Annotated in this window: 11 protein-coding genes; all 11 read right to left on the bottom strand. The window is 60.0% G+C overall.

What is annotated here, in order from left to right:
* On the bottom strand, nucleotides 1-1,785 hold the full coding sequence (gene nuoC, locus BOP96_RS07290; protein ID WP_005789116.1) for an NADH-quinone oxidoreductase subunit C/D: 1,785 nt from the start codon (nucleotides 1,783-1,785) through the stop codon (nucleotides 1-3).
* 71 nt (nucleotides 1,786-1,856) lie between these two features.
* Complete coding sequence (locus tag BOP96_RS07285; protein WP_003174719.1) at nucleotides 1,857-2,531, bottom strand: NuoB/complex I 20 kDa subunit family protein; 675 nt, start codon at nucleotides 2,529-2,531, stop codon at nucleotides 1,857-1,859.
* Nucleotides 2,532-2,541: 10 nt separating this feature from the next.
* Complete coding sequence (locus BOP96_RS07280; protein WP_003192109.1) at nucleotides 2,542-2,955, bottom strand: NADH-quinone oxidoreductase subunit A; 414 nt, start codon at nucleotides 2,953-2,955, stop codon at nucleotides 2,542-2,544.
* 643 nt (nucleotides 2,956-3,598) lie between these two features.
* Complete coding sequence (aceA, locus tag BOP96_RS07275; RefSeq protein ID WP_003174717.1) at nucleotides 3,599-4,924, bottom strand: isocitrate lyase; 1,326 nt, start codon at nucleotides 4,922-4,924, stop codon at nucleotides 3,599-3,601.
* Between the two features lie 493 nt (nucleotides 4,925-5,417).
* On the bottom strand, nucleotides 5,418-6,155 hold the full coding sequence (locus BOP96_RS07270) for a secretin N-terminal domain-containing protein (protein ID WP_014718909.1): 738 nt from the start codon (nucleotides 6,153-6,155) through the stop codon (nucleotides 5,418-5,420).
* 226 nt (nucleotides 6,156-6,381) lie between these two features.
* The gene (locus BOP96_RS07265) at nucleotides 6,382-6,804 is read right to left on the bottom strand and encodes a GNAT family N-acetyltransferase (protein ID WP_014718908.1); all 423 of its coding nucleotides are present in this window, start codon (nucleotides 6,802-6,804) and stop codon (nucleotides 6,382-6,384) included.
* Nucleotides 6,797-7,963 carry a ribosomal protein uL16 3-hydroxylase gene (locus tag BOP96_RS07260; protein WP_014718907.1) on the bottom strand — a complete coding sequence of 389 codons (1,167 nt, stop codon included), beginning with the start codon at nucleotides 7,961-7,963 and terminating at the stop codon, nucleotides 6,797-6,799. Before BOP96_RS07260 ends, BOP96_RS07265 begins: the two co-directional genes overlap by 8 nt.
* Before the next feature lie 84 nt (nucleotides 7,964-8,047).
* Nucleotides 8,048-9,418, bottom strand: a complete 1,371-nt coding sequence (gene purB, locus BOP96_RS07255; protein ID WP_073452277.1) for an adenylosuccinate lyase — start codon at nucleotides 9,416-9,418, stop codon at nucleotides 8,048-8,050.
* 125 nt (nucleotides 9,419-9,543) lie between these two features.
* Nucleotides 9,544-10,167 (bottom strand): high frequency lysogenization protein HflD, encoded by a 624-nt coding sequence (gene hflD / locus BOP96_RS07250; RefSeq protein WP_003192101.1) that lies wholly within the window; start codon nucleotides 10,165-10,167, stop codon nucleotides 9,544-9,546.
* Nucleotides 10,164-11,288: a tRNA 2-thiouridine(34) synthase MnmA gene (gene mnmA, locus BOP96_RS07245; protein ID WP_014718905.1), complete on the bottom strand. Its 1,125-nt coding sequence runs from the start codon at nucleotides 11,286-11,288 to the stop codon at nucleotides 10,164-10,166. The genes hflD and mnmA overlap by 4 nt, the downstream gene beginning before the upstream one ends.
* A 59-nt stretch (nucleotides 11,289-11,347) precedes the next feature.
* On the bottom strand, nucleotides 11,348-11,794 hold the full coding sequence (locus BOP96_RS07240; protein WP_073452274.1) for an NUDIX hydrolase: 447 nt from the start codon (nucleotides 11,792-11,794) through the stop codon (nucleotides 11,348-11,350).
* Nucleotides 11,795-11,936: the final 142 nt, after the last annotated feature.

Genomic DNA, 11,936 nt, shown 5'->3' with positions numbered 1-11,936 from the left:
TTAGCGGTCCACGTCGGCCATAACGAAATCGATACTACCCAGGTACGCAATCAAGTCCGCGACCATCTCGCCTTTGATCACCGAAGGGATCTGCTGCAAGTGGGCAAAACTTGGGGTACGAATCCGGGTGCGGTAGCTCATGGTGCCGCCATCGCTCGTCAGGTAATAACTGTTGATACCCTTGGTCGCTTCGATCATCTGGAAGGATTCGTTGGCCGGCATGACCGGGCCCCACGAAACCTGCAGGAAGTGCGTGATCAGGGTTTCGATGTGCTGCAGCGTGCGCTCTTTGGGCGGCGGCGTGGTCAGCGGGTGATCCGCCTTGTACGGGCCGGCCGGCATGTTGCGCATGCACTGCTCGATGATCTTCAGGCTCTGGCGCATTTCTTCGACGCGCACGATGCAACGGTCGTAGGCATCGCCATTGGCCGCCAGCGGTACTTCGAACTCGAAGTTCTCGTAGCCGGAGTACGGGCGTGCTTTACGCAGGTCGAAGTCGCAACCGGTGGAACGCAGGCCGGCACCGGTGACGCCCCATTCCAGGGCCTCTTTGGTGTTGTACTGCGCGACGCCGATGGTGCGGCCCTTGAGGATGCTGTTGTCCAGCGCGGCTTTCTGGTACTCGTCCAGGCGCTTGGGCATCCAGTCGATGAATTCCTTGACCAGGCGTTCCCAGCCGTTCGGCAGGTCGTGGGCCACGCCGCCGATGCGGTACCAGGCCGGGTGCAGACGGAAACCGGTGATGGCTTCGATGACCTTGTAGGCACGCTGACGGTCGGTGAAGGTGAAGAACACCGGCGTCATGGCGCCGACGTCCTGGATATAGGTACCCAGGAACAGCAGGTGGCTGGTGATGCGGAAGAACTCGGCCATCATGATGCGGATGGTGTCGACGCGGTCCGGTACCTTGATACCGGCCAGCTTCTCGACCGAGAGCACGTACGGCAGGTTGTTCATCACGCCGCCGAGGTAGTCGATACGGTCGGTGTACGGGATGAAGCTGTGCCAGGACTGACGCTCGGCCATCTTCTCGGCGCCACGGTGGTGGTAGCCGATGTCCGGGACGCAGTCGACGATTTCTTCGCCGTCCAGTTGCAGGATGATACGGAAGGCACCGTGGGCCGAAGGGTGGTTCGGGCCCAGGTTGAGGAACATGTAGTCCTCGTTGGTGCCGGAGCGCTTCATACCCCAGTCTTCGGGGCGGAAGCGCGCCGCCTCTTCTTCAAGCTGTTGCTTGGCGAGGTTGAGGCTGTACGGGTCGAATTCGGTGGCGCGGGCAGGGAAGTCCTTGCGCAGCGGGTGACCTTCCCAGGTCGGCGGCATCATGATGCGCGTCAGGTGCGGGTGGCCAGGGAAGTCGATGCCGAACATGTCCCAGACTTCACGCTCGTACCAGCTGGCGTTCGGCCAGATACCGGTCACGGTCGGGATGCTCAGGTCGCTCTCGCTCAGGGCGACCTTGATCATCACGTCGCTGTTACGTTCCAGCGACATCAGGTGGTAGAACACGGTGAAATCGGCGCCGCTCGGCAGGCCCTGGCGCTTGGTGCGCAGACGCTCGTCCACGCCATGCAGGTCATAGAGCATGACGTACGGCTTGGGCAGGTTGCGCAGGAAGGTCAGGACTTCGACGAGCCTGGCACGCGCCACCCACAGCACCGGCATACCGGTGCGTGTGGCCTGGGCGGTGAAGGCGTCAGGGCCGAAACGGTTATTGAGTTCGACAACCACATCCTGGTCGTCTGCCTTATAAGGCGGGATGTACAGAGCACTGCCTGTAGTCATGGTTTTTTATCGCTTTCGGTCAACGTAAAGAATGAAGCCAGGTTTTCGTTCTATAAAAGAAGCGGGCTGGATCAGACTTCGTCGGGGCTGCGCAGGTTGGTGACTGCGATTCGCTGTTCGCGGCGCTGTTCCTTTTGAGACGGCATCTCGGCGCGATAAACGCCTTGATCACCGACCACCCAGGACAGTGGGCGACGCTCCTTGCCAATCGATTCCTGCAACAGCATCAAGCCTTGCAGGAACGCTTCGGGACGGGGCGGGCAGCCAGGCACGTAGACGTCCACGGGCAGGAACTTGTCCACCCCTTGAACGACCGAGTAGATGTCGTACATGCCACCGGAGTTGGCGCACGAACCCATGGAGATAACCCACTTTGGTTCGAGCATTTGCTCATAGAGGCGCTGGATGATCGGCGCCATCTTGATGAAGCAGGTACCGGCGATAACCATGAAATCCGCCTGGCGCGGCGAGGCCCGGATCACTTCGGCGCCAAAGCGCGCGATGTCGTGGGGCGCCGTGAAGGCGGTGGTCATTTCCACGTAGCAGCACGAAAGACCGAAGTTGTACGGCCACAGGGAGTTTTTACGCCCCCAGTTGACTGCGCCACTCAGCACGTCTTCCAGCTTGCCCATGTAGATGTTTTTGTGGACTTGGTCTTCTAACGGGTCGGAGACGGTTTCCCGTTCGCCGATGGGGTACTGCTCGTTAGGAGCATCCGGGTCGATCCTGGTGAGATTGTATTGCATTGCCAAAGCCTCATTGTTTCAGCTTCGCTTGCCGCTTGCGACGAGCTTCCGGAGCCCAGTCAAGGGCGCCCACTCGGAACAGGTAGACAAGACCTGCCAACAGAATTGCTATGAAAACGAGAGCTTCGACGAATCCGGTCCAGCCGCTTTCGCGGACGGACACAGACCATGCAAAGAGAAAGAGGGCTTCGATATCGAAGATCACGAAGAGCATCGCGACCAGATAGAATTTGGCTGAGAGCCGCAAGCGGGCGCCACCTGTAGGTAGCATGCCGGATTCGAACGGTTCGTTTTTGCTGCGGCCCCAGGCTTTTGACCCGAGGAGGCTGGAGACGCCAAGCATGAAGGCGCAGAGGCCTACAACACCGAGAAGGAAAATGGCAAAGCCCCAGTTGTGGGCCATGAGTCCTGTCGCGTCGGTCATGCTGGAAATCCTTAACAGAGAGCAAAGGTCTCTGAGCTCGAAAAAGTAACGATGCAGTGACGATATGTCGCACTGCAATCAATCGCGGTGATTTTATGGCTAAACACCGGGCAAGTAAAATTCCCAGGGCGAAATTATTCGGTGGAATAAGCACATAGTGCACCTTCTTGGGGCTGTAGCCCTTGTGGTGTGGGCATTAGCGGGCTTTTCATCAATTATGTTTTGTTTAAGCGGTAACGAAGTTTTCAGGCGCTAAATGATAATGAATATTGTTTGCGTGGGGGTGTAAGCGAGTGTTTCTCATGTGGCGCGGGAAGTTACCGTTACTTGCTTGAGTGTCGCTTAGTTGTCGCAACGGTTCTTTTAACCGATCGGATGTGCGCGGATACCGCTCTGGATCAATGTTTTTAGCAAAAAACTATGGATAGGGGGCGGTCAATGTAGGAGCTGGCTTGCCTGCGATGGCGGCTGATCAGCTGAAACACCTGCCTCTGACCCACCGCCATCGCAGGCAAGCCAGCTCCCACCCTTGATTTCGGTGATTCCTAGGCAAAAAAAACGCCCCGAACCAGTCGGGGCGTGATTGTTGCGCGGCACTGCGGTTAGGTCTTCCGTGGGGCCGCAGTGGCCGTGTACGCGGTACTTAGTGGAACTGCTCTTCTTCGGTCGAACCGGTCAGCGCGGTCACGGACGAGGTGCCGCCCTGGATCACGGTGGTCATGTCGTCGAAGTAGCCGGTGCCCACTTCCTGCTGGTGCGCCACGAAGGTGTAGCCTTTGGCGGCGTCTGCGAATTCCTGCTCCTGCAGCTTCACGTAGGCGGTCATGTCGTTGCGGGCGTAGTCGTGCGCCAGGTTGAACATGCTGTGCCACATGTTGTGGATACCGGCCAGGGTGATGAACTGGTGCTTGTAGCCCATGGCCGACAGCTCACGCTGGAACTTGGCGATGGTCGCGTCGTCCAGGTTCTTCTTCCAGTTGAAGGAAGGCGAGCAGTTGTAGGACAGCAGTTGGTCCGGGTATTCCTTCTTGATCGCTTCGGCAAAGCGGCGTGCTTCGTCCAGGTCTGGCTTGGCGGTTTCGCACCAGATCAGATCGGCGTACGGCGCGTAGGCCAGGCCACGGGCGATTGCCTGGTCGAGGCCGGCGCGCACTTTATAGAAGCCTTCCTGGGTGCGCTCGCCGGTAACGAATGGTTGGTCGTACGGGTCGCAGTCCGAGGTCAGCAAGTCTGCCGCGTTGGCGTCGGTACGGGCCAGGATGATGGTCGGTGTACCGGCAACGTCAGCGGCCAGGCGAGCGGCGGTCAGCTTCTGTACAGCTTCCTGGGTCGGTACCAGTACCTTGCCACCCATGTGGCCGCATTTTTTCACCGAAGCCAGCTGGTCTTCGAAGTGCACGCCGGCAGCGCCTGCCTCGATCATGCTCTTCATCAGCTCGTAGGCGTTGAGTACGCCACCGAAACCGGCTTCGGCGTCTGCCACGATTGGCGCGAAGTAGTCGATGTAGCCTTCATCGCCTGGGTTCTTGCCGGCTTTCCACTGGATCTGGTCGGCACGACGGAACGAGTTGTTGATGCGCTTGACCACGGTTGGCACCGAGTCCACCGGGTACAGCGATTGGTCGGGGTACATGGATTCAGCGGAGTTGTTGTCCGCTGCCACTTGCCAACCGGACAGGTAGATCGCCTGGATACCGGCTTTTACCTGCTGGACTGCCTGGCCGCCAGTGAGGGCGCCCATGCAGTTGACGAAATCTTTGTCGGGACGGAAAGAAGGCTTGGCACCCTGAGTGACCAGGTTCCACAGCTTCTCGGCGCCGAGTTTTGCAAAGGTGTGCTCAGGTTGGACCGAGCCACGCAGGCGGACGACGTCAGCAGCGGAATAAGCGCGGGTCACGCCTTTCCAGCGTGGGTTTTCAGCCCAGTCTTTTTCAAGGGCTGCAATTTGCTGTTCGCGTGTCAGTGCCATGGGGAAAAACCTCGTCGCGTCTTGTTTGAAGTATCCGTTTGCCAGCCCGGCATTCGTTGCCTGGGTAGGATTGCTCGCTGACCAGAAGCTTTGGTGTTCAAGTCAAATCTGACGGAGGTAGGCGACGGGATGAACGATGGGGCTCAAGGGGGAGTTGAGCAGGTAAGGGCAAACTGCGAACGGTCTTCGGGCGTCGTGGGCCTTTGTACGATCCATCAGTGTGTAGCCGGGTTACCTGGTTAGCTTCCGTCCCTCGGGACAACTTCGTTCCAGTCGCAACCAACGTCAAACACACCTTGTGGGCGGTACAGACACGAATCGGCTCAGGTGGGTAGCTTAGAGCGGCGATCCGAAGGCCCTTGCCAGGGCCCCTGATTAGCGGGAGCGAGGCCATCATGCCCATGCTTTTTTGGCTCGTCAAATGTTTTGTAGTGCTTTTTTTTTGGCACTACATCTTTAGTCTAATGCGACTTGCCAGTCAGTTTTCGGTGCTTCAGTTCAGGGTGTCGACCTTGACCCGTAAAGTCAGGTCATCGCGGCCCTGAGTAGAGTAGCTGCGGGTTGTAGAGGACTTGTCCGCCTGGGTTTCACGATTGATGCCGGCCAGGGGAATCCATTCGCCCAGGCGGCCGCTGACAGTTGTGTCGGTGCTTTGCACGTTCACTACATCGGGACGTTCCTGGCTCATGCGGTCACGGTTGGTACTGATGGCCAGGTGTACGGTCTCGCCGGTGACGCTGGCGGTCACGTAAAAGCCCTGGGTGACGTTGCGATACTGGGTCTGGTTTTGCAGACGGCCGTAGCTGTCCTGTTGCGTGGTGGTCAGCGGTACGCTCTGGCCGACCTGGATCAGCGCAGGCACGCCTTCGCTGGCCTGGATCTGCTGCACGCCACCGTCGCGGCTGGCAGTGCCGTAGCTGATGATGCGGGTCTGGCTGTCACCGCTGTTCTGTTGGTTGTTCTCGTTGGTATCGACGGTGATCAGCAGGCGTTTGGCCGGTGTATCCAATTGGCCGAGCAGTGCGCGCAAGCCCTCGATCCTGGCGGGCTCAGCGTTAACGATAAGCTGGTTGCCGTAGGCGCTGACGGTGCCGTCCTTGCCAATGAAGTTCTGCGCCACGGGCAGCAGGTCGGCGCTGGTGCGGTTGTTCAGGTTGACGACTTCAGTGGCGGCCATGGCGCAAGCGCTGACGGTCATCACGAGGGCGGTGAGCAGGGTGCGTAGGGACATGTCCGTTATCTCTGCGAGTCATTTGCTTGATAGTGCCAGTTTGTCGGCCTGGCAGGGCGCAAGTTGAATCGTAGACGGCAAAATGCCCTGGCAGGCAGGGCATTTGTGGTGTTGCTGAAATCGCTATCGCAGGCAAGCCAGCTCCCACACTTGACCGAGTACAACCTTTGGAATGCGCTCAGTGTGGGAGCTGGCTTGCCTGCGATGCAGGCGACGCGGACTCGGGTCAGTCCCCGCGCACCATATCCACATGCGGAATCCCGACCTCAAGAAACTCATCGCTGACGATCTTGAAGCCCAGCCGCTCATAGAACGGCGCCGCATACACCTGCGCACTCAGGAATTGCCGGGTCTGGCCGCGTTTCACCGCCTCGCCGATCACCGCTTCCATCAGCTTGTCGCCGACTTTCAGCCCACGCCAGTCCTTGAGCACTGATACCCGACCGATCTCGCCGCTGGGCAGCAATCGAGCGGTGCCAATCGGGAAATCACCTTCGTATGCAAGAAAATGCATGGCGCCGGCATCGTCCGCGTCCCACTCCAATTCAGGCGGGACCGATTGTTCAGCGATGAATACCGCTTCACGAATGCGCCGAATCTCGTCGATATCCTTTCGCCAGTCCGCGACACTTACGTGAATTCTATTCATCCGCGAACCCCAGGCTGCCTTGCTTGACCAGTTCGCACAGCAGGTCGCGACCGTCTTCGTCGGCCAGCCACTCGCCCAGGTTTTCGCTGTGCAGTGCATCGGCCGAGCACACCAGCTTCAACAGTTCGCGCAGTTTGCCCGGCAGGTAACGGCTCTGGCCACTGGCAAACAACAGTACATCGTCGTCGACTTCGGACCAGGCCAGGCGTGCGCTCGGGTTGCGTACCAGGATCGCGCCGTCTTGCAGGCTGTTGATGAAGTCTTCTTCGCCCAACTCTTCGCCGGCCACCAGTTCCGGGTAGCGTGGCTCGGTCATGAACTGGCCGAACCAGGTCAGCAGCATGCGCTCATCGCTCATGTGCTCGGCGAGCAAGCCCTTGAGGCGGTCCAGTGCGTCGCCCTGGATCTGGTGCGGGTCGCTGACCGGCTGGGCGTCTGCGTCGGTGTAGCGCTCTTCGTCGGTCAGGTACTGGCTGAGGAAGTCGGTGAAGTGGGTCAGCACTTCAGCGGCGCTCGGTGCACGGAAACCCACGGAGTAGGTCATGCAGTCATCTTCAGCAATACCGAAATGGGCCAGGCGCGGCGGCAGGTAGAGCATGTCGCCCGGTTCCAGCACCCATTCGGCGCTTTCTTCGAATTCGGCGAGGATGCGCAGGTCGGCGTGTTGCAGCAACGGGCTTTCGGAATTGCACATCTGGCCGATCTTCCAGTTGCGCTTGCCCTGGGCTTGCAGCAGGAACACATCGTAGTTATCGAAATGCGGACCGACGCTGCCACCCGGCGCGGCGAAGCTGATCATCACATCATCGATACGCCAGCTCGGCAGGAAGCGGAAGTGCTCCAGCAGCTCAGCCACTTCCGGCACGAACTGGTCGACCGCCTGCACCAGCAGGGTCCACTCGCGCTCGGGCAGGGTGCTGAAAGCGTCTTCGGCGAACGGGCCGCGACGCAGTTCCCACGGGCGCTCGCCGTGTTCGATCACCAGGCGCGACTCGACTTCTTCTTCCAGGGCCAGGCCTGCCAGTTCGTCGGCGTCGATCGGGCTTTCGAAGTCAGGGATGGCCTGGCGGATCAGCAGCGGTTTTTTCTGCCAGTAGTCGCGCAGGAATTCCCGTGCCGTGATGCCGCCCAGAAGTTGAAGAGGGATATCAGGATTCATGTGTAACCTATTGAAAAAAAGCACTTTTAAGACAGGAATAAAAACGCCCGGCGCGGCCGGGCGTCTCAAAGGAGCTTGCTTGGATCAGATGCGCTTGGCTTGCTCTACAGCGTTGCCGATGTAGTTGGCCGGGGTGAGCAGCTTCAGCTCGGCCTTGGCCGCGGCTGGCATGTCCAGGCCGTCGATGAAAGTTTGCAGTGCTTCGGGGCTGATGCCCTTGCCGCGCGTCAATTCTTTCAGCTTCTCGTAGGGGTTTTCGATGTTGTAGCGGCGCATCACGGTCTGGATCGGCTCGGCCAATACTTCCCAGCACGCGTCCAGGTCAGCGGCAATCTTCTGCTCGTTGAGCTCCAGCTTGCTGATGCCTTTGAGGCTGGCTTCGTACGCGATCACGCTGTGGGCAAAGCCGACACCGAGGTTGCGCAATACGGTGGAGTCGGTCAGGTCGCGCTGCCAGCGAGAGATCGGCAACTTGCTGGCCAGGTGCTGGAACAGGGCGTTGGCGATACCCAGGTTGCCTTCGGAGTTTTCGAAGTCGATCGGGTTGACCTTGTGCGGCATGGTCGATGAACCGATTTCGCCTGCAATAGTGCGCTGCTTGAAGTAGCCCAGGGAGATGTAGCCCCAGATATCGCGATCGAAATCGATCAGGATGGTGTTGAAGCGTGCAATCGCGTCGAACAGCTCGGCGATGTAGTCGTGGGGTTCGATCTGCGTGGTGTAGGGGTTGAAGCCCAGGCCCAGCTCGTCTTCGATGAAGGCGCGGGCGTTGGCTTCCCAGTCGATCTCAGGATAGGCCGACAGGTGGGCGTTGTAGTTGCCTACGGCGCCGTTGATCTTGCCCAGCAATGGCACGGCGGCGACTTGGGCGATCTGGCGCTCCAGGCGGTACACCACGTTGGCCAGTTCTTTGCCCAGGGTGGTCGGCGAGGCCGGCTGGCCGTGGGTGCGCGACAGCATCGGCACGGCAGCGAAACGGATCGCCAGCTCGCGGATGGCTTCGGCGGTCTGGCGCATCAGCGGCAGCATCACGTCATCACGGCCTTCGCGCAGCATCAGGGCGTGGGACAGGTTGTTGATGTCCTCGCTGGTGCAGGCAAAGTGGATGAACTCGCTGACCTGGGCCAGTTCCGGCAGTTGGGCCGCTTGCTCTTTGAGCAGGTATTCGATGGCTTTGACGTCGTGGTTGGTGGTGCGCTCGATCTCTTTGACACGCTCGGCGTGCTCCAGGGAGAAGTTTTCCGCCAGGGTGTTCAATACAGCGTTGGCTTCGGGGGAAAACGCCGGCACTTCGCTGATGGCGGGGTGAGCGGCCAGGCGCTGGAGCCAGCGCACTTCAACCAGGACACGGGCACGGATCAGGCCATACTCGCTGAAAATAGGGCGCAGGGCCTGGGTTTTGCCGGCGTAGCGGCCGTCAACAGGGGAAACCGCAGTGAGCGAAGAGAGCTGCATGGGGTGTTCTCGGACAGTCGGGCAACGAAATGGGGCGCGTATCATACATGAAAAAATCCGCCGGTCCGTCGCCAACTGACCGGCGTATTACGCGTAATGGCTTGAAAACAGCCTGCTGGTGCGACTTATTCGTTGCGCATCAACGGGTAAAGCTCTTTGAGCAATTTGCGTCGGCTGATCACCAACTGCCAGCGATGACCGCCCAGTTGGCGCCACAAGCGTGCCGAACGAATACCGGCCAGGAGCAGGGCGCGGATTTTCGACGCGTTGTTGGGTTGCTGCAGGTTGCGCATGTCGCCGTGCACCTGGATGCGCTGGCGCAGGGTGCTCAAGGTGTCCTGGTACAGCGCACCACAGGCTGCGATCACGTTTTCGTGGGCCGGGCCGAAGTGTTCTACCTGGGACTGGATCTGCGGCAGGCGCTTGCCGATGGTGTCCAGCAGGTCGTCACGCTTGGCTAGTTGGCGCTCAAGGCCGAGCATCGACAGGGCATAGCGCAACGGTTCGCGCTGCAGAGTGCTGGGGTCGCGCTCCAGGGCGCCGATCAGGGCGCGATAGCCTTCACGCAGGGCCAGGTCGTCACCGCCATAAACCTCAAGGGTGTCCTTGGGATCGCGGATCAGCAGGCTGCCGAGCATGCAGGTCAGGCCGGCTTCAGTGACCTGGCCGGTCTTGGCGATCTTGTCCACCAGTACCGCAGCGAGAAAGACACCGCCAAGGGCCGTCAATTGCTCCTGGGTCGGGCTCATGCCGGGTTGCTCCAGGCTTGCGCGACTTCAATCACGCCGCCGCCCAGGCAGATTTCGCCGTCATAGAACACCACGGACTGGCCAGGGGTGACCGCGCGCTGCGGGTCATCGAAGGTGGCACGGTAGCCGGTGGCGGTCTTTTCCAGGGTGCAGGGCTGGTCGCTCTGGCGATAACGCACTTTGGCGGTCAGGCGGCGCGGGGTGCTCAAGTCGATAGGGTTGACCCAATAGATCTCGGAAGCGAGCAGGGCGCCGGAGAACAGCAGCGGGTGCTCGTTGCCTTGGCCGACCACCAGCACGTTGTTTTCCAGGTCTTTGACCAGCACGTACCACGGCTCTTCACCGGCGTCCTTCAAACCGCCAATACCCAGGCCCTGGCGCTGGCCGATGGTGTGGTACATCAGGCCGTGGTGGCGGCCGATCACTTCACCCTCGGTGGTCTTGATCTCGCCCGGTTGCGCCGGCAGGTATTGCTTGAGGAAATCACTGAAGCGCCGCTCGCCGATAAAGCAGATACCGGTGGAATCTTTCTTCTTGGCGGTGGCCAGGCCGTGTTTCTCGGCAATTTTGCGCACTTCGGGCTTTTCCAGCTCGCCGACCGGAAACAGGGTCTTGGCGATCTGCTCACCACCGACGGCGTGCAGGAAGTAGCTCTGGTCCTTGTTCGGGTCCAGGCCCTTGAGCAATTCGGTGCGGCCATCGATATCGCGACGGCGCACGTAGTGGCCGGTAGCTATCAGGTCGGCGCCGAGCATCATGGCGTAGTCGAGGAAGGCCTTGAACTTGATTTCGCGGTTACACAGGATGTCCGGGTTCGGCGTGCGGCCGGCCTTGTATTCGGCCAGGAAGTGCTCGAACACGTTGTCCCAGTACTCGGCGGCGAAGTTGGCGGTGTGCAGCTTGATGCCGATCTTGTCGCATACGGCCTGGGCGTCGGCGAGGTCGTCCATGGCGGTGCAGTATTCGGTTCCATCGTCTTCTTCCCAGTTCTTCATGAACAGGCCTTCCACCTCATAACCCTGCTCCATGAGCAGAACGGCGGAAACGGAAGAGTCCACGCCGCCGGACATGCCGACGATGACGCGCTTCTTTTGTGTGTCAGAAGGGGCTGAATCACGCATAGGGTTTCAACGGGTGTCTTGAAAAAGGACGCGATTCTAGCAGGCCTGGGCCCGCAAGGCTAAAGAGAAGGGCGGATCAATTCGAGACTGTGGCATTGGCCGGCCAGATAATCATCGATGCAGCGGATAATCAGCTCGCTGCGCCAGTCGTCGCGCACGGCCATCAGTTCGTCACGGGTCAGCCAGCGGGCGCGCAGGATGCCTTCGTCGAGTTGATAGTCCGGGTGGTGTCTCAGGGCCTTGGCGATAAAGCAGACCCGTTGATAGGTGACGCCATTGCTGGGTGCGGTGTACAGGTAGATGCCGACGATGCCGGTAGCTTCCACGTCCCAGCCGGTTTCTTCCAGCGTTTCGCGCACGGCAGCTTCGGTCAGGGTTTCGTTCGGGTCCAGATGGCCGGCGGGCTGGTTGAGCACGGCGCGGCCGCCCTTGAGTTCTTCGACCATCAGGAAGCGGCCGTTGTCTTCGACGATGGTGGCGACGGTGATGTGGGGGAGCCAGGTCATTGCGAACCTCGGTATCTGGAAGGTGGCATGCTCAATGTGGGAGCTGGCTTGCCTGCGATGGCGGTGGGTCAGCTACGCCTGTATGAACTGACAGACTGCAATCGCAGGCAAGCCAGCTCCCACATTGGATTGGGTTTCTTCA

It is taken from the genome of Pseudomonas sp. FSL W5-0203 (genome assembly GCF_001896155.1).
In the GTDB taxonomy this organism is placed as follows: Bacteria; Pseudomonadota; Gammaproteobacteria; order Pseudomonadales; family Pseudomonadaceae; genus Aquipseudomonas; species Aquipseudomonas paracarnis.
This window is presented reverse-complemented; position numbering and strand designations above follow the sequence as displayed.

Bases quoted from the DNA above. Each gene is read 5' to 3' on its own strand.
- nuoC (WP_005789116.1), bottom strand. From the start codon at position 1,785: ATGACTACAGGCAGTGCTCTGTACATCCCGCCTTATAAGGCAGACGAC.
- BOP96_RS07260 (WP_014718907.1), bottom strand. From the start codon at position 7,963: ATGAATCCTGATATCCCTCTTCAACTTCTGGGCGGCATCACGGCACGG.
- hflD (WP_003192101.1), bottom strand. From the start codon at position 10,167: ATGAGCCCGACCCAGGAGCAATTGACGGCCCTTGGCGGTGTCTTTCTC.
- BOP96_RS07280 (WP_003192109.1), bottom strand. From the start codon at position 2,955: ATGACCGACGCGACAGGACTCATGGCCCACAACTGGGGCTTTGCCATT.
- BOP96_RS07285 (WP_003174719.1), bottom strand. From the start codon at position 2,531: ATGCAATACAATCTCACCAGGATCGACCCGGATGCTCCTAACGAGCAG.
- mnmA (WP_014718905.1), bottom strand. From the start codon at position 11,288: ATGCGTGATTCAGCCCCTTCTGACACACAAAAGAAGCGCGTCATCGTC.
- BOP96_RS07270 (WP_014718909.1), bottom strand. From the start codon at position 6,155: ATGTCCCTACGCACCCTGCTCACCGCCCTCGTGATGACCGTCAGCGCT.
- aceA (WP_003174717.1), bottom strand. From the start codon at position 4,924: ATGGCACTGACACGCGAACAGCAAATTGCAGCCCTTGAAAAAGACTGG.
- BOP96_RS07265 (WP_014718908.1), bottom strand. From the start codon at position 6,804: ATGAATAGAATTCACGTAAGTGTCGCGGACTGGCGAAAGGATATCGAC.
- BOP96_RS07240 (WP_073452274.1), bottom strand. From the start codon at position 11,794: ATGACCTGGCTCCCCCACATCACCGTCGCCACCATCGTCGAAGACAAC.
- purB (WP_073452277.1), bottom strand. From the start codon at position 9,418: ATGCAGCTCTCTTCGCTCACTGCGGTTTCCCCTGTTGACGGCCGCTAC.